Origin of the sequence: Thioalkalivibrio sp. ALJ4, assembly GCF_000377225.1 — a bacterium.
In the GTDB taxonomy this organism is placed as follows: domain Bacteria; phylum Pseudomonadota; class Gammaproteobacteria; order Ectothiorhodospirales; family Ectothiorhodospiraceae; genus Thioalkalivibrio.
Genome location: NZ_KB897919.1, coordinates 239,171 through 256,944, shown reverse-complemented (window position 1 = coordinate 256,944; position 17,774 = coordinate 239,171). Strand labels below are relative to the sequence as shown.

Annotated in this window: 17 protein-coding genes and 1 CRISPR repeat array; of the genes, 7 read left to right on the top strand and 10 right to left on the bottom strand. The window is 62.9% G+C overall.

The window, feature by feature from the left end:
• Position 1: 1 nt before the first annotated feature.
• From C936_RS14975 to C936_RS0110700, 4 genes are all read left to right on the top strand, one after another.
• Positions 2–412 carry a hypothetical protein gene (locus tag C936_RS14975; RefSeq protein ID WP_155988205.1) on the top strand — a complete coding sequence of 137 codons (411 nt, stop codon included), beginning with the start codon at positions 2–4 and terminating at the stop codon, positions 410–412.
• Complete coding sequence (locus C936_RS0110710; RefSeq protein WP_018649519.1) at positions 387–1,007, top strand: hypothetical protein; 621 nt, start codon at positions 387–389, stop codon at positions 1,005–1,007. Before C936_RS14975 ends, C936_RS0110710 begins: the two co-directional genes overlap by 26 nt.
• A 146-nt stretch (positions 1,008–1,153) precedes the next feature.
• Complete coding sequence (locus C936_RS0110705) at positions 1,154–1,360, top strand: hypothetical protein (protein ID WP_018649518.1); 207 nt, start codon at positions 1,154–1,156, stop codon at positions 1,358–1,360.
• 74 nt (positions 1,361–1,434) lie between these two features.
• On the top strand, positions 1,435–1,662 hold the full coding sequence (locus C936_RS0110700) for a hypothetical protein (protein WP_018993144.1): 228 nt from the start codon (positions 1,435–1,437) through the stop codon (positions 1,660–1,662).
• Between the two features lie 6 nt (positions 1,663–1,668).
• On the opposite strand, the gene C936_RS14970 is transcribed toward C936_RS0110700, so the two are convergent.
• Entirely contained in the window at positions 1,669–1,863 is a 195-nt protein-coding gene (locus tag C936_RS14970; RefSeq protein ID WP_155998942.1) for a hypothetical protein, read from the bottom strand.
• Positions 1,864–2,138: 275 nt separating this feature from the next.
• Here C936_RS14970 and C936_RS0110695 point away from each other — a divergent pair, with 275 nt between their 5' ends.
• The 3 genes from C936_RS0110695 to C936_RS0110680 all read left to right on the top strand — a co-directional run bounded on the left by C936_RS0110695 (position 2,139) and on the right by C936_RS0110680 (position 4,960).
• On the top strand, positions 2,139–2,615 hold the full coding sequence (locus C936_RS0110695; protein ID WP_018649517.1) for a hypothetical protein: 477 nt from the start codon (positions 2,139–2,141) through the stop codon (positions 2,613–2,615).
• On the top strand, positions 2,605–3,711 hold the full coding sequence (locus C936_RS14965; RefSeq protein ID WP_155988207.1) for a hypothetical protein: 1,107 nt from the start codon (positions 2,605–2,607) through the stop codon (positions 3,709–3,711). Before C936_RS0110695 ends, C936_RS14965 begins: the two co-directional genes overlap by 11 nt.
• Before the next feature lie 1,030 nt (positions 3,712–4,741).
• Positions 4,742–4,960, top strand: coding sequence for a hypothetical protein (locus C936_RS0110680; RefSeq protein ID WP_018649514.1), 219 nt, complete (start codon positions 4,742–4,744; stop codon positions 4,958–4,960).
• A 578-nt stretch (positions 4,961–5,538) separates the two neighbouring features.
• Positions 5,539–8,009: a CRISPR direct-repeat array (repeat unit 28 nt; unit sequence GGTTCATCCCCGCGGGTGCGGGGAACGC).
• Between the two features lie 114 nt (positions 8,010–8,123).
• Here C936_RS0110680 and cas2e read toward each other — a convergent pair.
• From cas2e to C936_RS0110630, 9 genes are all read right to left on the bottom strand, one after another.
• Positions 8,124–8,429, bottom strand: a complete 306-nt coding sequence (gene cas2e, locus C936_RS0110675; protein ID WP_018649513.1) for a type I-E CRISPR-associated endoribonuclease Cas2e — start codon at positions 8,427–8,429, stop codon at positions 8,124–8,126.
• Positions 8,426–9,352: a type I-E CRISPR-associated endonuclease Cas1e gene (gene cas1e / locus C936_RS0110670; protein ID WP_018649512.1), complete on the bottom strand. Its 927-nt coding sequence runs from the start codon at positions 9,350–9,352 to the stop codon at positions 8,426–8,428. The genes cas2e and cas1e overlap by 4 nt, the downstream gene beginning before the upstream one ends.
• Before the next feature lie 2 nt (positions 9,353–9,354).
• A complete protein-coding gene (cas6e, locus tag C936_RS0110665) occupies positions 9,355–10,056 on the bottom strand; it encodes a type I-E CRISPR-associated protein Cas6/Cse3/CasE (protein ID WP_018649511.1) in 702 nt (233 codons plus the stop codon).
• Positions 10,056–10,784 carry a type I-E CRISPR-associated protein Cas5/CasD gene (cas5e, locus tag C936_RS0110660; RefSeq protein WP_018649510.1) on the bottom strand — a complete coding sequence of 243 codons (729 nt, stop codon included), beginning with the start codon at positions 10,782–10,784 and terminating at the stop codon, positions 10,056–10,058. Before cas5e ends, cas6e begins: the two co-directional genes overlap by 1 nt.
• 10 nt (positions 10,785–10,794) lie before the next feature.
• A complete protein-coding gene (gene cas7e / locus C936_RS0110655; protein WP_018649509.1) occupies positions 10,795–11,826 on the bottom strand; it encodes a type I-E CRISPR-associated protein Cas7/Cse4/CasC in 1,032 nt (343 codons plus the stop codon).
• Between the two features lie 27 nt (positions 11,827–11,853).
• Positions 11,854–12,447 carry a type I-E CRISPR-associated protein Cse2/CasB gene (gene casB / locus C936_RS0110650; protein ID WP_018649508.1) on the bottom strand — a complete coding sequence of 198 codons (594 nt, stop codon included), beginning with the start codon at positions 12,445–12,447 and terminating at the stop codon, positions 11,854–11,856.
• Positions 12,444–14,051, bottom strand: coding sequence for a type I-E CRISPR-associated protein Cse1/CasA (casA, locus tag C936_RS0110645; protein ID WP_018649507.1), 1,608 nt, complete (start codon positions 14,049–14,051; stop codon positions 12,444–12,446). Before casA ends, casB begins: the two co-directional genes overlap by 4 nt.
• Positions 14,048–16,798, bottom strand: a complete 2,751-nt coding sequence (locus C936_RS0110640; protein WP_081616853.1) for a CRISPR-associated helicase/endonuclease Cas3 — start codon at positions 16,796–16,798, stop codon at positions 14,048–14,050. Before C936_RS0110640 ends, casA begins: the two co-directional genes overlap by 4 nt.
• A gap of 672 nt (positions 16,799–17,470) precedes the next feature.
• Positions 17,471–17,644, bottom strand: coding sequence for a carbon storage regulator (locus tag C936_RS0110630; protein ID WP_018649504.1), 174 nt, complete (start codon positions 17,642–17,644; stop codon positions 17,471–17,473).
• Positions 17,645–17,774 lie beyond the last annotated feature (130 nt).

Here is a 17,774-nt window from a genome sequence, read left to right as displayed (position 1 = left end):
CATGACCTACACCGACCGGCTGGAGGATCTGCGAAAAATACAGAAACGCCCGGAACCTGTGCTGACAGAACCGACAAAAGACCCTTTTGGCCGTTTTGTCAGTCCTGAACTGAGGGCTGCCCCAGAAAATTTACATCCCGAATCCGTGAAGCTAGCCGCTGGTGCTGTAGGCATAGATCCGGCCATCTTGTGGTCGCTTCTGTCGCCAGAAGATCACATGGATCTGGCAGCTGGGCTTCTGACATTCGAGGAGCTCTTGGCCTACGCGAGAAGTGTTGTGAGCCGTTGGAAGGCGGGTGCCCTGCTGCCCGACGAGAAGCGATTGTTTCCTCGCACACACTCACCCCGGCCGAAGTCTCGAGCCAAAACGACAAAGGAGCGATTCAATGACGACGAAAACCTCACATGCTGATCGTGACAGCTCGTCCAAGAGCAACGAGGGCGGCGATATGGCCAAGATGCTCCTGACACCCGGGGTAGCCAGCGCTCGTGCTATACGAGCCTTGGAAGGCCGTCGGTTACCAGCGAGTATCGACATCGTCGATCTAAAAGAGGCGCTGGAACGCCAGGTCGCTGCAATGCGAGACAGGGGCTCCGACCAGCAAGAAGCGATGCTTTTGGACCAGGCTGTCACGCTGCAGCAGATGTTTGTGCGCCTGATCGAACGCGCGGAGCAACAGACGCTCGCGGACCACCATTCCAAGCTTTTGCAGCTGGCCCTGCGTGCTCAAAACCAGTCGCGCACCACACTGCAGGCCCTGGCAGAGTTGCGCACACCGCGATCGCATGTCTTTGCCCGGCAGGCCAACGTCGCGCAGAACCAGCAGATCAACCACATGGAATCACCAGCCACCCCAGATTCAGACAAAACGCAGATGACGCAAAACGAACTATTGGAGGAGCACTCGAGTGAGCAACGGCTGGACACCAGAACGACGAGCTCGACAGGCACAGGCGATCCAGCGATGGAGACCGTGGGAGCATTCCAGCGGCCCAAGGACGCCTGAGGGGCGTGCACGGTCCGCTCAGAATGCATATCGTGGAGGGGCGCGGGAGCATCAGCGCGAGCTTGCCCGTGTATTGAGGGAGCACGCGAAGCTGCTTAACCGAGACTAATCTGCCTCTATGCGAGCGCCCATACGGAGGACCGGCGATGAGTCAATCCAAGCGCGAAGCCATCCGGGCTCGCTTGCAGGCGCGGCTCGATGCGATGCCTCCGGAGAAGCGGCAAGCCGCGATCAAGGCCGCACAGGCCCGCCTGATGTTGATCAGCGCGGCGCGCGAGGCGGGCTACCCGCTGGAGACGCCGGAGCAGATCCGGCACGCGCTCAGCGAGATACGGAAGGCCGTGAAGGATTGACGATTCGGTTCACCCGAGTGATCGCGGGTGACAACCCCATTGACGGGCGCTTATGACCGCTACGGAGCCAAATGATGAATGATGCAGACGACGAGCCGAGGTTTTCGCGAAGCGGGAACACGCACCCTGACGGCAAGGCCACCGAAGAGATCAAGGTCAAGTTGCCCGAAGACCTCAAGACCGCAATCGCCGGCCTCGCGGCCATCCACGGTAAGACGACAAGCGAATACGTGCGGGATCGACTGACGCAGTTTGTCTACGGCGAATTGCACGTGATCCGATCGCGGGCGAGCCACGATTGAGGCCTGCTAACGATCGCTGTCGGGCTTATCGTCGGTGATCCACCAAGTCACAAAGGCAGCCATAGCTCCAAGGAATCCTGGACCACCGATCCCATAGGAGACGCCAGGTTCGGTGGCGAGTGCCCCGCGGACCACGGTAACCACCAACACTACGGTCAGGCCCGCGGCGGCCGACAATGCGATACGTTTTCCGTTGGTCATGCGCTATCTCCCCTGAGGAACAATCTCGTGCCTCAGCCATCGCCTGGCATATCCGGCAAATCACCATGCCGAAAACCTACACCCTGCAGTCGCCCGTCTCGAGGGACGAAAAGGGGATAGAAACGGCACCACCGTCGCATACCCGCTACCACGTCACTGGCTCCAGATTTGCGCGTGCTGGTTGGGCCATTAAAAGAGACCCAAAGGGACGACCAACCCCATGGGCAATACCCAGCATGTAGGCTATCTCTACGGATCCGCTGTGGAGAAGCAAGATGAATCAGCGAACCCTTGGGGCGATCTGGGACGAGATACGGCAGATGGTGCAGGAGGGGCGTCCTTACGACGAGATCAACGAAGCGATCTCTGCGCGGATGCCGCCGGGGTGGCTTAAGCCGGACGATCCGATCGACCGAACGATCGCTGGCTTACCGATGGATCCGGGCGACCCGGGCCTGTCTGATCAAGCGGAGACGGGCTGGGCCCCTTCCAACGCGACGACTACTGGCCCAGAAGCGGCTGTAGACCCCGATTTCCTTGCCCTTAAGGCGGAGGATGGCGAGGGGAAAACGACCGCGCAGTTATATGAAGAAGGGCTGCTAAAGAGCCCGGGCGCACGCCAATACGGGTATGCGGCCAAAATTGGGGTGCTTCCCGGCTTTGTCGAAGGGGACCCAGAAGCCTGGCGGCTCGTAATGGAGGGACGGTCGGAGTGGGATCCTCGTGAAGAAGGAAGCGGACATGAAACCTGATCGCGCCTTTCCCGGTGAAACCGCAGATCACGGACCGCAGAAAGTCCGCGGCCCCCGCGCCGTATGGCTATGGGGGCTGCTTCTCTGGCCTTTCCTATTGATGGTTCCAGGGGTATCTGCCACAGCCGATCCCACTCCGACCCTCCCGCTCTACGAACTGGCGGGCGAAGTGTCATTGCCGTTTCCGGCCGAGCCGAATCGGCTGGCCGATGTGTTCGAACATGGATCTCGGTTGGCAGTCTACCAATACACAGACGAACGCTTTTCGATCGGCTACACGGCCACAGTCATGCTATCCCCCAACCCCGAGTTGATGGACGGTGATCCAGACGAATGGCTCTCAGACTACCTGGCTGGAAGCCTCGAAGCGATGGATGGACGACCGCTTGATCAAGGGGCCCTCTCAATTCAGGGACGGCCCGCTCGCTACGTCACCGCTACGATGGGAGTCGTCGGCCACGTGGCCTCGAGCCACACCGTCGCGGTCTTCGATCAAGGACGAATACACACTTGGGCACTTCAAGAATTTCCCAGTATATCGGGACGTGTAGGACAGGAGATCTTTGCCGCCAACCGTGATCGGCTACGTTTATCCGCTGCACCAGCGTTCCAAGGCCGATCAGGGGTATTTTTTCCACCACCGTTCTCTTCATTGCGGCTACCCAGCGACGAAGAGCAGTACGAATCACTCGGCAGTGTTCGATTTCCATTTCCTGGCAAGCCAGAGATTGAGACCCTTCCTTTAGCGGTAGGTCAGGCGACCGCCGCGCAGTACGTTGAACCGAATTCCGGCCGTCTTTACATCGGAGTTCGATATGAAGGCTTGCCCAGTGTCCACGATCCCGCGGAAACCCTTCTGAGAGGCGCCCGGCAAGGCCAGCCAGCAAGATCAGAGGGAGTCATTGATCTCGCGGATACTGAGGCGCGGTACGTGTTCTTCCCCAACCAGGCTCCTTCACAGGGCGGAACCTACACATTGGCCTTTAAGCTCAATGGCGACGTGTATCAATGGTCACTTATGGGCCGCATGCAGGAAAGACACCCGGAACTGCAAGCGGAGTTCTTCGAAATGGCGAAGCAAATTCGAATCCGTTAACGGGATCGGGACACCGGACGGATGCAAGCACCTGGAGCGATTTAACCGTTTCCCAGGAGCCCACTGCGATCTGTCCATGCGACAACAGCAACGAATGAACCGGTCGACGTTGTAACCGAATGATTTTTAGAGACCCCTATGCCGAACTCGAAGCGGTAGCGCAGTTGCACTACCGCCTGTGGCCATATGAAACGGAGAGGACAACACTCGGTGAGCTTCGATCACTGAGCGGATCTAATCCTATAAGAGTTAGTGACCATGCTCGTGGACCGGTAGGAAGGCTCTGGAACCCTGAAGCGTATGACAGCGAGTGGCCGGCGCTGATCGTGGACGGTGTGTTCGTAGAAGACACATTCGTACCTAATTTTGACATGCACTTTAAATGGGCGTGCAGCCCCGCGCAGGTAGCATACGAACACGTGGAGAATGTCGACTGGATGCAACGCGCACCCCGCAATGGCGCCGGATGCCAAGCCTATCGGCGGGCCATTTTCATAGAGTCAGCCGGCTACCCGCAGTTCGTCGCCTTCGATCTAGCCTTTGAGGCGCGCATCCTGCAGTACATGCCCACCGTTTGTGAGAGGGTAGGGCATACGTGGGAACTCCCCGGCAATCTCAAAGCCCCTCAAACGCTACTGGGTGTGGCAATCCGCGCCTGCCCCTTTTGCGGATCGATCCTGATCGGCGAGGGATACCGCGCCGACTTTTGGGAACGAAGCTGGATCCACGAGCCAACGGAAGAGTCCCTCCGATGGGCTTCACTGCAACAGCTACTCCAGGCGCACATTCCGGAGTTTTCAAGTGAGGGGCGCCCACATGGTGCGGAATTTGCGCGATGGTTACGCGCTCGCGGGCATGATGCGGAAACACGAGCCTGGCAAGATCGCATCTATGTACATATGCTTCGCCACAAGGACATCGACCACCGCGTATCTTCGCTTGCAGCGTCTGCGCTAGATTCGCTATGGCATACCTTCTCCTTGGAAAATTCTCTCTTTCCCTCTGCACCGAATGAGCGAAACCAAGTCTGATGAAAAACCACGCCAATGGTGAGAACGATAGAAGAAACGTTTACGCGGCATTTGGCTTTGTCACTCTGGTCACGAACCTCGGAGCCGGGATGATCGTCGGTGGTTGGTTCGGCGTTTTCCTTGTTGTCATAGGTATTGCGGCACCCATGATCATGGAGGATGCGACGAGCACGATCGGCTTTTATAAGCGCCTAGCGGAGCGACTGGAAGGCGAGTAGTCGCTAGATGTTGGGTAACGGATGATTCTATAACGCACGAGAACGCCGCCCTGTTTCGTGGTCGGGTGTGGCTGAGTATCGCGATGGCCAAGAACCCTCAGAGTGGTGGGGAGGCACCCGATCAACCGGCTCAAGGAGTCGGGAGCCCGATTCCTCGCCCGGGTCCGCGTCCCGTCGGCTGATGCCCTCCGAGCTAGAACCCTTGCGGCGCGAGATGGCGACGCAGGACCGCCGAGACCAGGAACCGATGAAACCGCGCAAGCCCAGTCCCGCGCCGGGCTTCCGCTTTCTGGAGCTCGGGAGTAGCGCGACCAGGACTTCCCCGACGAGGGCAATGCGTAATGCTCCTTCGCCGGCGACGTGTCGTCGCACCGATCATGCATCAATCGACCCGGGAGTTGGAGCCGATACCCAGAATGAAGCGGGTGCACACCGCGCCGCGGTGGTACAGAACTGGGTACACGAGGGACGGATGTCGTTTCGTATTAACTCTAAAGTACTAAACGAAAATGGCTTTCACTGAAATAAGTGTTGCTGACGAAGTGATGTCCCTTCATGTCGCCCCACATCTACGAGCGCGGTTCATCCCCGCGGGTGCGGGGAACGTAACAGCAGCAGATAGAAAAGCATCGTAGTCTCCGGTTCATCCCTGCGGGTGCGGGGAACGCGCCGCGTCGGGGATGCCGGCGAAGGCCCAAGCCGGTTCATCCCCGCGGGTGCGGGGAACGCGGCATCATCCACGAAGCCGCCACAGAAGTGGGCGGTTCATCCCCGCGGGTGCTGGGAACGCTACTCGCTGACGGACGGGACCGTGGTCTGGTACGGTTCATCCCCGCGGGTGCGGGGAACGCCGATTACACTCCCGTCAGCATTTCGAGGCCGTCGGTTCATCCCCGCGGGTGCGGGGAACGCGCGATCACCCGAAAGTCGGCGTGCTTCTCAACCGGTTCATCCCCGCGGGTGCGGGGAACGCACCAAGGCGCGTAACGAAACCATCCGCGCGAACGGTTCATCCCCGCGGGTGCGGGGAACGCTTCTATGAAGGCGAGGACGGGCCGGGCGGCTTCGGTTCATCCCCGCGGGTGCGGGGAACGCCTGGGACCAGTCATCGATCGAAACCACGCCGACGGTTCATCCCCGCGGGTGCGGGGAACGCGCCTTCCCATCGGGCTTCTGCCGATCGCCGCACGGTTCATCCCCGCGGGTGCGGGGAACGCTAATCGACCGTGCCCGTTCCAACGCCCTCGAGCGGTTCATCCCCGCGGGTGCGGGGAACGCCCGGGCGGGAACCCGTCCAGCTTCCTCTCCCACGGTTCATCCCCGCGGGTGCGGGGAACGCCGCTTCGGCCTTGTCTTCGCCACCGGACAGGTCGGTTCATCCCCGCGGGTGCGGGGAACGCGGACAGCACCCGGCGAACGTGTCGCCTAAGTGCGGTTCATCCCCGCGGGTGCGGGGAACGCAGGAACACGAACTACAGGACAATGACCTAAACCGGTTCATCCCCGCGGGTGCGGGGAACGCTTTCAATCTCTAGGCTTGTCTCGCTGCCTTCCCGGTTCATCCCCGCGGGTGCGGGGAACGCGACAGCCTGACAGGCTCAGACGCGGGAACGTTCGGTTCATCCCCGCGGGTGCGGGGAACGCGATGCCTCAACCTCAAAACGTTCATCCTTTACCGGTTCATCCCCGCGGGTGCGGGGAACGCCAGGACGTAGACCGTGTAGCTGTTGCTCACACCGGTTCATCCCCGCGGGTGCGGGGAACGCGTCTCTTGCAGCCTCAGCATCATCCTTATAACCGGTTCATCCCCGCGGGTGCGGGGAACGCTGGATGCTGCTCATTCGGAACCCCCGTCCGCCCGGTTCATCCCCGCGGGTGCGGGGAACGCCGCTTCCTCGGCATCGCGGGCGCCCTGCACCGCGGTTCATCCCCGCGGGTGCGGGGAACGCGTTGCTCTGGTCATGGACCGCCCGCACGAATCCGGTTCATCCCCGCGGGTGCGGGGAACGCATGGTGCCCAGCCTCCTAAGTTTTCATCCACCCGGTTCATCCCCGCGGGTGCGGGGAACGCCTATTCTGGAATCTTGGGACGATGTGCCAGACCGGTTCATCCCCGCGGGTGCGGGGAACGCACATGCGCCGGGATCGTTAGATCGACCGTTCCCGGTTCATCCCCGCGGGTGCGGGGAACGCGATTGACGATGTAAACGCGCTACCTGCTGTAGCGGTTCATCCCCGCGGGTGCGGGGAACGCAAGAAGTGGAGCCGGGGCAATTCTCTTCCAAACAGGTTCATCCCCGCGGGTGCGGGGAACGCACCATAAAGCCAACCTAGAGCGCATATTGTGGCGGTTCATCCCCGCGGGTGCGGGGAACGCACCTGCACCAGCGAGACTGCCAGCTCGAACGCCGGTTCATCCCCGCGGGTGCGGGGAACGCTCGAGCACAGCGACGCGCGCGGTGCGGTCGTTCGGTTCATCCCCGCGGGTGCGGGGAACGCGCTCTCGGTGATCGAGGGGCCGGAAACGACGCCGGTTCATCCCCGCGGGTGCGGGGAACGCGTCGACGGGCTTCCGCTGGATCGCATCACGGACGGTTCATCCCCGCGGGTGCGGGGAACGCCAATACCTCAACTCTCTCTGTACCTCTAGGTACGGTTCATCCCCGCGGGTGCGGGGAACGCGCCAGAGCATCCGCGCTTCGACGAGACGACTACGGTTCATCCCCGCGGGTGCGGGGAACGCATCTGGTCCGCAACCTCTGAGTAGTCCCGTGCCGGTTCATCCCCGCGGGTGCGGGGAACGCAACCCGCCGACGCGCCGGATATTCGGCTCGTCCGGTTCATCCCCGCGGGTGCGGGGAACGCGCTCCGGCCAGCACATCGGTGCCGTATTCCACCAGGTTCATCCCCGCGGGTGCGGGGAACGCCAGGTAGTGCACGCGGTTTTCGTCGTCCGCGTCGGTTCATCCCCGCGGGTGCGGGGAACGCCGGATTGCTCGGGTTGTCACGGTGCCAGAGTACGGTTCATCCCCGCGGGTGCGGGGAACGCTCTTCCTGTATTTTGTTGATCTACGGGAAGGTTTTGGCGGCTGAATGATCCACCAGCTCAGCCGGCGGAATCAAGTGGTTGCTAGTTGTTAAAGAGTGCCGCATTTTCCGCGGGTTATGTTTCATGGTCAGGTTCGGGTGCAAAGCGCACCAACCGTAGTCCTTCGTAATCGACTGGTATACGGCGGTTTTTTCCGCATGTCTGGAATTCGAAGCCGGATTCGTGGCGGCTGGCCCATGCCATGACCACATTCCCTTCGTCGACCAAGGCGTTGATCTGTTCCCAGATCATTTCGCGTACGCGGCGGTTTACGTCGCCGACGTAGACTCCGGCGCGGATTTCCAGGAGCCAGATAGCGAGGCGGCCGCGCAGTCTGGGTGGTACGTTCTCGGTTACGACGACCAGCATCGTCATGGTCATCTGCTCCTGTGGCCGGCGTCGCCCAGGTGTTCGGCCTCCGGGATCGCGGGTGGTTGCGCTTCCGGTGCTGGCGGAGGCGGTTCGATGCCCCCGGCGGCCAGGACGTCCTCGATCAGCGGTATCAGCCGCGGGAGAAGTTTCTGTTCCCGGAATGCGTCGCGGCAGGCGATCCGCACTTCCCGTTCCGGGTGATCGGGGTTCCGGGCAGCAATACGGAAGGCGACCGGCACCACGGTCTCGAATTTGATGATGTCGGCAATGTCGTAGACAAAACTTTGCGGTTTGCCGGTGTGTAGGAAGCCGATGGCCGGGGCATAACCCGCCGCCAGGATGGCGGCCTCGGCCACCCCGTACAGGCTGGCTGTTGCGGCCGAAAGACAGCGGTTGACCGGGTCGGCTTCGTCCCAGTCCCTGGGGTCGTAGCTGCGGCCTTTCCAGGGGACCTTGTACTGTTTGGCAAGGACCTGATAGGTCTTGCGTACGCGGGCACCTTCGATGCCACGAAGCTGTTCCACGGAGCGACGCGATGGCGGTTCTTCGCCAAAGCGCAATGCGTACATCCGACGCACGACCTTGAGCCGCAGGGGTTCTTCCAGTGCGAGCCGGGCCTGATACAGGAGTTTGTCGGAGCGTGCCCCTCCGGGCTGGCCGGCCGAGTAGAGGCGAACACCGCCTTCCCCCACCCAGGTGAGCAGTGTCCCAACGGTGGCGGCCAGATGGACCGCGGCGTGCGAGATACGGGTTCCCGGTTCCAACAGGATGCAGGTGACTGAACCGACCGGGATATGCATCCGTTCGCCGTTGACGTCGTCGATGACGACGAATGCACCGTCCCGGACGTCGATCTGCGCCCGGCCCACAAAGATGGTAGACATCCGCTCCTTGATCGGGATGGGCTTGAGCGGGACGTATTCTCCGGCCATGCTCAGGCCCGCCGGATCATCCACATCCCGCAGCCGAAAGCGCGCGAACGCCCGATCCCGTGAGAGAGGCTCTGATGGAAGCGCTCGGGATCGGTGACTTCGAGGATGCCTTCAAAGTCGATGGCGCTGAAGCGGATCTGTTTGCCCTTGCGGCGGCTGGTGTGCTGGCGATAGCTGGAGACCTGCGGCGGCGCGACAAGCCGGTAGCCGTTGCGGTTGGCACGGTCTTCGTCCTGCAGCCATGCGCGTGCAGCGTCGTCCATCCGCTCCTGGACCGCCGTGCGGTCGTCGATTCCTTCGGACCGGGCCTGTTTCTTCGCATCCATGAGTACGTCGTGGTGGCGCGAGTTCTTGCGGCCTTCTTCGCGTCGCGCAATCACCGGGTTCGCTCGCAGCCGGAACCCGAGCTGCTGGCCGGCCTGCAATCGGGGCGCGAAGGGTTTGCTTTCGCAGGAAAGCAGGCCGGGTACGTCCTGGGGTTCGATCTGCGACAGCACGTAGAACAGGGGCATGCCGCGTGGCTGCTCGCCGAGCGATGGGACATCGTGTTCCTGTTCCTGGCGGAAAAGAAACGGTCGGCCGTCTTCATTCGGGAACAGTTTCCACAACAGCTGATGGTTGCCGTAGGCGTTTCCCTGCATGAGTTGCTGCAGGGATTTCGGATTCAGGCCGTCGGTGGCGACCCGGACTCTGGACAGGTACATCAGGATTCCTCCCGCGTCTGATGCCAGTGTTCCGGCCGCGAGGCGAACTGCCACCGGCCGCGGTGCAACGGCTGGTCATAGGGGTAGCGCGTTTCCTGAACGGGCAGGTCTCCGCTTTCGCCTTCCCAGGCGTAGGCCACTTCTTCCCCGAGGCCAAGCCGCCGGTGCTCTCCCTCGGGATCCGGGGTGAGCGCAGGGAACTCCGAGGACAGCGCGCCGCGGATGCCTTCGGCTTCCACGATCCGCGGCGCCAGTGGTGCGGCCGGCGGACAGGATTTGCGCCCGAGATAGAGCGCGAAGCGCGGGTTGTGCAAGGCTTCCGCCAGGTCGTCCAGGGACCAGCGGCTGGTTCCGGTGGCGCGGATGGCGACCCGCCAGAACCCGTCGCACCGGTATTCGCGTGTGGACAGGATCGTGTGGAGCTTGTCCTTGACGGCCAGCTCATCCCGGCGGGTCAGGCGCCGGGCCTTGCGATCCTGGCCGGGGACCTGGGCGGTGTGATAGTCCTGCACCGCCACCCCGGGGCTGAGCTGCTTGATGGCGACGGCGACGCCATCACGCAGTTCCGCCAGGGCGTCGTCCTCATCGCGACGGATGCCGAGGGCGGCACCCAGCAGACCGAGGATGGCCGAGCGGGAAGGGTGGCGCGCGCTGCGACGAATCTCGCCGGTTGCGGCCTCTCCCCAGCTCGCCATCGGCGCGTATAACTGGAATACGAGGTAGCGCATTTCTTCCTCCTCAGCCGGCGGCGACGAACTGCTTGAGTTCATCCAGGCTGCCGGAGCCCTGGAGGGCATTCATGGAGCAGCGGTCGTCCGCGCAGGCCCCGTACACCCGGTCGAAGTTTTCCATCTGCCGTTCCAGTGCCTGGATGGCGTCTTCGCCCTGGCCCTTCACCGGCTTGAGGAAGGCCACGGAAAGCGAGCGCGGCTGCTGTGCGCCTTTCTCGGCCAGCACATAGGAGGCATAGGCACGGGAGCCGAAGCTGTTCTGCTTGCCCCGTGGCGCGACCTTCACGGCCGCCTCGATCAGGGCCTGGATGGAGCGGTCGGCGAGTGCCTGGTCGCCGCCCAGGTTCTCGATCAACTGCTCCCGGTCGATGCAGAGGTAGCTGTAGAACACCCCGGCGGCGAAGCCGGTCTCGCCAATATGCCCGGCACCCATGTCTTCTTCGCCCGTGTTCAGGTCGTCCACGGCGGTAAAGTAGTCATCCTCGACCACTACCGGATGGACGGTGATGGCGTGCGCGACCTGACAGGCGGCCTCGACGTTGTAGACGGGGTGGGCCGCCAGCATCCGTCCGAACAGGGCGATGTCGGCAGCGGCGGGGTTGGTGCGCAGCAGCTTGAGTTCGTCTTCCGTCGGTTCGCGGTTTTCCTCGACCAGCGTGTCACAAAGCGCGTCCACGGCCTGGCGCTCTTCCGGGCTGATGTGCGCCAGCTGTTCGATTTCGACGCTGTTTTTCTGGAGCTTGCCAAAGACGCCGGCAATCTTTGCCGCCCACTCATGGCCGGATTTTTCCTTGATGCCACCTGCGACCAGGCGCTGCTCGACTTCGATCCCGAGGCGCTTGGTACGGGTGCCAAGGTTGTCGGCGAGGCCGCTCTGGAACACATCCGAGGTGCGCCAGTTGCGCTTGAGGCTCTGCGAGGAAACCCGCAGGCGTTCGACGCCACCCATGCGGGCGGTCTTGGGCCGGCCGATGTCGTCGCGGTTGAGGTTGGCCGGCGGGTAGGACGTAAGCATGTGCAGCTGAATGAAACGGCTCATGGTTGGTTCTCCGTAAGGTGTTGGGGCCTAGCTGGCGCTCCGGGATTTTTCGTAGGTCGCGAGTGCGGTGAAGTAGTCGTTTGCCCACCGGACGGCGAGCCGGCGATCGGGCCTGGGGGCCAGGTCTCCTCCTTTCTCGCGGTTCCAGTGGAGGATGTTGTCGGCCAGCGAGACGACGTTGACGTCCCTTTTCAGCAGCCGAACTGCGCGCCGGATGCGGCGCAGGAAATCATCCAGGTCATCGCTGCGCAGCAGTTGCTGGAACCGCAGTTCACTCACGCGTGGCTTGCCGCTGCCGGCTTCGGATTCCGAGCCCATCGCGGTTGCCAGACTCCTTGCAGCGTCGTGAGTGTTGACCTCGGCCAGGGCGGCGGCCACACAGCCCCAGGCGCGCATATCCCATGTACGACGGCGGCCCGGGGGCAGGGTGAACCAGAGATTCCGGAACCCTTCGGTCAACAGCACATCGTCGGGGCCGCTGGCATGGCGCAGTTCCGCACGGGCCGCCCTGTCTTTCTCTGACAGCCGTTCCCACCAATGAAGGACGGTGTCTGCGACTCCTTCTTCATCCTCGCGGTCCCGCAGGACCAGGACATGCGGGTCGAATGCGGTTTCGTTCATGCGGCTTCCTCCTGTTCCGCCGCCTGGCGGAGGTTCTTCATTTCCTTGCCCTTGAAAAGCCAGCCGCGGAGTTTGCCGCGTGCCGCGATGACCCGCTTGAGGTCCGCGGCTTCGGTCTCGCCGGACAGGGCCAGGTCGTCAAAGGTGTGCATGGCCTGGTCGCGCAGGGCCTGCTGCCACCGCTGCGCAATCTGCGGAGGCAGGGCAGCGTGGCGAGGCAGTTCGGAGGGCATGTCCTTGAGGCAGGCATAGAACGCCCCGGAGGTTGCCTCCCATACGCGCTGATCGACGAATGTGAAGTCGCCTTTGGCATCGCCTGGACGGCTGAACCATGCGGCCTTGATCGCCGACCGCGTCTGCCAGGCCGCTTTTTCCGCGGTGTCACTCAGCTGGCGGACCCAGTGCAGCATTTTGTCCCGGTGCTCGTCCGCGACGGCGACCAGAGGCATTTCGGTGCTGTACCAGCCGCGAGGTTTGTTCTGCTTGAGGTCGTAGCCGAACACCCACAGCCGGGCCTGGCGGGAAACGGTTGCCGTGTCCGATGCGAACCTGAGGGTGTCGGCCTTGGTGGTCAGGTAGTCCTGCACCACCTGCGCCGGCAGGTTGCCCTGGTCCTTCTCGTCCTTCAGCACCAGGGATTCCCAGTGGCGGTAGCCAATGCCTCCGGGCTGGCCTTTCTGCGAGAGTGGCGGGTCCGCCTTTTTCGGGTCGAACCGATACGGGGTCAGCGGATGAACCCAGCTGCCATCGTAGTTGTACCCGTAGTTGGTCACCCGCATGGTTCGGACGCGGCCTTCGTCATGACGCCCGCAGACACGGCACTCACAGGCTTCATCCTCCACTTCGAGGCGGAATCGGTTGGGCATGGCCCAGTACACATGCAACGGATGCATGTCATCCGGAGTCGTCGTGAGCGTGGGAGAGCCTTTCTCGCTGGTTCGGGTCGGCACAAGCCAGGGAAAGATGCGGCCGTCGTCCGGCTGCGGGTCCGGATACGTGAACCGGTCGCGGCCGAGCAGGTTGAGCAGCAGCTTGTGCCACAGCGAGGCTTCCTTGTCATGAGGCAGGACCAGGGTGGTCAGTGGCCCGCCGCCTCGCAGCCCGACGCGATAGCCGGTGCCGCCCGCCGGACCGGTAAGCTGCATGGTGAGCAGGGCCAGGCCAGCGCAACGGGGGCACATCTCCTCGCCCACGCCGCGTTTCACGAAGTGATCGGTATTCTGCTTCAGACCCTGTTCGCCAGGGGCTTCGATGAGAAGGCCCGCGGCCGGGGCTGTTTTGGCCTGTTCCATAGGATCCAGGTCCTGCATGAAGCGGGGACCGTCGCCGAACAGTTCGAATGTTCCGGCATACGGGGCGAACCGCGCCTGCAGGTCGTCCGTCGAAGGTGGCTCCATCCACATCTGCAGCCACTGCTTGCGGCTGGCCGGGGCGCTGGCGGTCTGCAGCAGCCCGATCAGGAACTGCCAGGCCGAGCCCTGGAAATCCGCGCGGGGCAGGGCAAGGTCCACGAACTCCGGATTGGCCACGGCTGCGGGTGGGCCGTATTCCACCCCGCCATCGCGCCGCCGAAACGGCAGCCAGGGGTCGTTAATCAGGTTCATACGCTCTCTCCTCTTCCCGAGCCTCGCGCGATGATTGCGCCCAGGGTAGTGTCGTATCGGGATGCGTCCTCTTCGTCGGGCAGCCAGAAAACGGTGCCGCGAAGAAAACGGTGCATTTCGCGCAGGAGGTCCGCTTCCGATTCCAGTGCCTGTGGCAGGGGCGGGAGTCGGCGTGCCTGGCTTTCTCGTAGCTGTACCGTGCTCATGGCCCATGGGTGTCGTTCGTGCTCGTGCATGGGTAGCAGGTGCCCATCAGTCTCCTTCACCAGGGCGACAGAAATGGTCTTCTCGTTACTGAGTCGTGTACCCAGTTCCTGGTCGTCGTCCCAACCGGCTCCGTCGAGCGGGATCTGGTATCCCTGTTCCGGCCTCAGTGCGTTGAAGCGGGCCACCGACCGGGCGACGTTCTGGTCGGCGTAGTGACCGTAGTGAGTGTCTTCGAGGCCTTCCGGGAGCACGCGTGTGCCGCCGTGGACGGCCTCAAGGAGGACCCGCGCCCGCTCGGGAAGGCGGATGGCCCCTTCTTCGCGCAGGATGCGGCAGGTGTTCCAGAGTTGTGCGGTGTCGGGGTAGACGTAGCCGGTGCCGCGTAACAGCGGCGGCAGCCAGTTCGGGTTGGGGGTGTCGGTCCATTCCGGGGCCAGCACGTGGAGGGCCGGGGCCGGGCGGTCCTCTCCAGCGTGGGTATGATCCACGCGGTTGCCCCGCGTGTCGCGCCGGTGTCGGTGGAGCCGGCCGGCACGCTGGATAACGAGGTCGATCGGGGCCAGGTCGGTGACCAGGACATCGAAATCCAGGTCCAGGCTTTGTTCGACCACTTGCGTGGCGACCAGAACCTGGCCTTGCCTGTCTGCGGCCGCGGAGTCGCAGCCGAAGCGCTGCAGGGCAGCGTTTTCGATGCGCTGGCGATCCGCCATGGTGAAGCGGGCATGGAACAGCATGGCCTGTTCCGGCGAGGTGAGCTGTTCGCTCACCTGCTGATAGGCCGCGATGGCATCGTCCACGGTATTGCGGATCCAGCACGCGCAGCGGCCTTCGCGGGCGGCACCGACTACGATGTCCAGGGCCTCTTCGGTGGTGTGGACGAATTCCACCGGCAGGTTGCGACCGCTGAAGGGGCTGGCCGCCAGCGGTGTTTCGTCGACTTCGGCGCCCCGCACGTGGGTGGCCAGCGGGAAGCTGTCGTTGTTCAGGGTTCCAGCGGTGTTTTCACCGCGGCTTTGCTGCCAGGCACCAACGAGGTCTTCCCGCAAGACCCTCGGCATCGTGGCGGAGAGCAGGATGGCCGACCCGCCCTGCCGCGCGTGGGCGTCCAGCAAGGCCTTGAGCAGACCGCTGGTATAGGTGTCGTAGGCATGGACTTCGTCGACGATCAGCACCTTCCCGGCGAGCCCGAGCAGGCGGAGGGGCTGATGCTTGCGCGGGAGGACGGCGAGCAGGGCCTGGTCGATGGTGCCCACACCCACCTCGGCCAGCAGGGCCTTCTTGCGGTTGTCGGCGAGCCACGCGCGGCAGGCGCTGCCTGCGCTGTCTTCGTTGCGCGTGTAAGGGGCGTCGTCGCTGGTGGAGAGAACAACGGATTGCCGGAAGGCTTCGTTCAGGTCCCGGGCGCCGTGGGCCAGGATCAGCGAGGGCTCGGTGTCAGGCGGATAGAGGCGGCGATAGTAGCCGCCCAGGCGCCGGTACATGGCGTTGGAAGTCGCCATGGTGGGCAGGCCGAAGTACAGGCCTTCGTGCTGACGTTCTGCGAGCAGTCGGTGAGCCAGGGTCAGGGCGGCTTCGGTTTTGCCGGCGCCGGTAATGTCCTCCAGCAGAAATAGCTGGGGACCTTCGGCCAGCGGTGCCGTCTCGGCCCAGGCCTGGAGGGGAGTAGGCTGGAATCCGAAGGCCGACGTAAAGCCGGGGTAGGAAACAGGGCCTGGGCGATGAAGGAGGCCCGTTTCGGCCAGGGCCTGGTGGGCTCGTGGCAGGGCCGTTTCATTCCAGTACTGCTGCAGCGGAACCGGTTCGGCCTGATAGGCAAAGATATCCGCATTCGAACCCAGCCAGTCGGCCAGCACGGCCAGGCCGGCGATCTGCCAGCTTGCGGGTGCCAGGGCCTCTTTGCGCCACGCTTCGTCGCCGAGCAGTTCGCTGGGCCATGCGGGCTGCAGCAGGCCTTCCGCAGCACGGGAGAAGGCTTCCAGGGCGCGCAGATCCTCCTCCAGGAAGGCCGCACTCAGCGGCGCACTGCCCCCCTGGACCGGCTTGCCGTGGTGTCCGAAGAAGCAGCCCATCCACAGGCGCAAAGCGTCTTCCTCGTCCATCAGGTCCAGCCTCGATGCCCCGGCTTGCTGGCGGTCATTCAACCTTGGGATCAGTAGCTTTTCATACCAGGCCTGCGCCCCGAGGCTGTCGTGCCTTTCGTTGTAAGGCAGCGCGGCGGGCTGGACGAGGAACGGGACCTGCGGACGGGCGAGCCCCTGAAAGGAGCGGGCGAATTTTCCCAGATCGTGAAGGGCGAGGGAGTAGACGAAGAAAGAAACCAGCGTCTCCGTATCCATCCGGAGGCTGTTCGCCAGTTGCCTGGTTCGTATGGGCGCGCCTTCCAGCAGCGCCTGACCAACGGCTGCAACATCAAGGGAATGGAACGGGAGCAGGTGGCAGGGATCGTCGGTTGAGCGCTTTCCGTCGGCTTTGCCCCAGTAGCGAAAGAAACCCTGAACATAGGCTTCAGGGCTGCCCGCCTTGTCTGGCCTCTGTTCCATGAGCCTCGCTCTTCCTCCAGCATTGGTTAGTGTGCCACCGCTGTCGGACCATTTCCACATAGCAATAATGGTTTCAGCGGGAGACAACCCTACTTAAGCAGGGACAGTGGCTCACATAGTGAGCCACCGGAGGGAGGTTGAGAAAAAACTCTCGTCTCTACATCAGCGTCCAAAGTTTCTGGAGAGCACCGTCCTGTTGGATGTCCGGAGTTTCCGCTCAACAGGGATCTGTTGAGAGCTTAGTCCACGCCGGTCTGCCCACGGATAGTGGAAAGTGCCACAGAAGTGTCCGAGGTGCTTGACCAGTAACACACCCCGCCGAAGAAGTCTGAGAGGCGGGTTCGGAGCGAGGAGACTATCGGGAGATACAAAATAGCCCCCGCGAAGAGGGCTATGCCGCAAATCAGGCTGGCATTTCATCGACGATGCGCTGGTTCGGTTGCACCGGACGGAACTTGGGTGTGTCCACTTCCCCGGATTAGATCCACGCATAACTAGAGGTTTCCGGGGGCTGCCGCTGTCGGTACTCGACTAGCGTGAGACCCCCAGCGACTCCTCAGGAATTGTTCCGTTGCTGCCCTGCGATCACCTTCACCGAAATACGTAGTTCGACAAACATCCTGTGTTGAAACGGCCCAATCTGCAACGGCCTTTCAGTCGGGCCAGGTTGCGTTATTCGTGTGGCGGCTCCGGCAGATCTTCTGCCAGTTCGTCGCGCAGCACCGGCACGTCGTGCGGGGCTTCGATACCGAGCTTTACCTGGCCGCCTTTCACGCGCACAACCGTCACGCGAACATTTTGCCCAATCCAGACGGATTCGCCCGTTTCGCGGGTAAGTACAAGCATGGCTGGAACCTCTGTGTGCGTTTGGACGCCGACAAAGCGTAGCAGAGGGGGCGTGGGTAAGCGCCTCGGGTACACGGCTGCGCCAAGTGGTACAAATCCGGGTACACAAACGAAAAAGGCCAACCCGAAG

Coding starts and splice junctions, on each gene's coding strand:
- C936_RS14970 (WP_155998942.1), bottom strand. CDS start 1,863: ATGACCAACGGAAAACGTATCGCATTGTCGGCCGCCGCGGGCCTGACC.
- cas7e (WP_018649509.1), bottom strand. CDS start 11,826: ATGAGCCGTTTCATTCAGCTGCACATGCTTACGTCCTACCCGCCGGCC.
- C936_RS0110710 (WP_018649519.1), top strand. CDS start 387: ATGACGACGAAAACCTCACATGCTGATCGTGACAGCTCGTCCAAGAGC.
- cas6e (WP_018649511.1), bottom strand. CDS start 10,056: ATGTACCTGTCCAGAGTCCGGGTCGCCACCGACGGCCTGAATCCGAAA.
- C936_RS0110640 (WP_081616853.1), bottom strand. CDS start 16,798: ATGGAACAGAGGCCAGACAAGGCGGGCAGCCCTGAAGCCTATGTTCAG.
- C936_RS0110700 (WP_018993144.1), top strand. CDS start 1,435: ATGAATGATGCAGACGACGAGCCGAGGTTTTCGCGAAGCGGGAACACG.
- cas5e (WP_018649510.1), bottom strand. CDS start 10,784: ATGCGCTACCTCGTATTCCAGTTATACGCGCCGATGGCGAGCTGGGGA.
- C936_RS14975 (WP_155988205.1), top strand. CDS start 2: ATGACCTACACCGACCGGCTGGAGGATCTGCGAAAAATACAGAAACGC.
- C936_RS0110705 (WP_018649518.1), top strand. CDS start 1,154: ATGAGTCAATCCAAGCGCGAAGCCATCCGGGCTCGCTTGCAGGCGCGG.
- C936_RS0110695 (WP_018649517.1), top strand. CDS start 2,139: ATGAATCAGCGAACCCTTGGGGCGATCTGGGACGAGATACGGCAGATG.
- casA (WP_018649507.1), bottom strand. CDS start 14,051: ATGAACCTGATTAACGACCCCTGGCTGCCGTTTCGGCGGCGCGATGGC.
- cas2e (WP_018649513.1), bottom strand. CDS start 8,429: ATGACCATGACGATGCTGGTCGTCGTAACCGAGAACGTACCACCCAGA.
- casB (WP_018649508.1), bottom strand. CDS start 12,447: ATGAACGAAACCGCATTCGACCCGCATGTCCTGGTCCTGCGGGACCGC.
- C936_RS0110680 (WP_018649514.1), top strand. CDS start 4,742: ATGAAAAACCACGCCAATGGTGAGAACGATAGAAGAAACGTTTACGCG.
- C936_RS14965 (WP_155988207.1), top strand. CDS start 2,605: ATGAAACCTGATCGCGCCTTTCCCGGTGAAACCGCAGATCACGGACCG.
- C936_RS0110630 (WP_018649504.1), bottom strand. CDS start 17,644: ATGCTTGTACTTACCCGCGAAACGGGCGAATCCGTCTGGATTGGGCAA.
- cas1e (WP_018649512.1), bottom strand. CDS start 9,352: ATGGCCGGAGAATACGTCCCGCTCAAGCCCATCCCGATCAAGGAGCGG.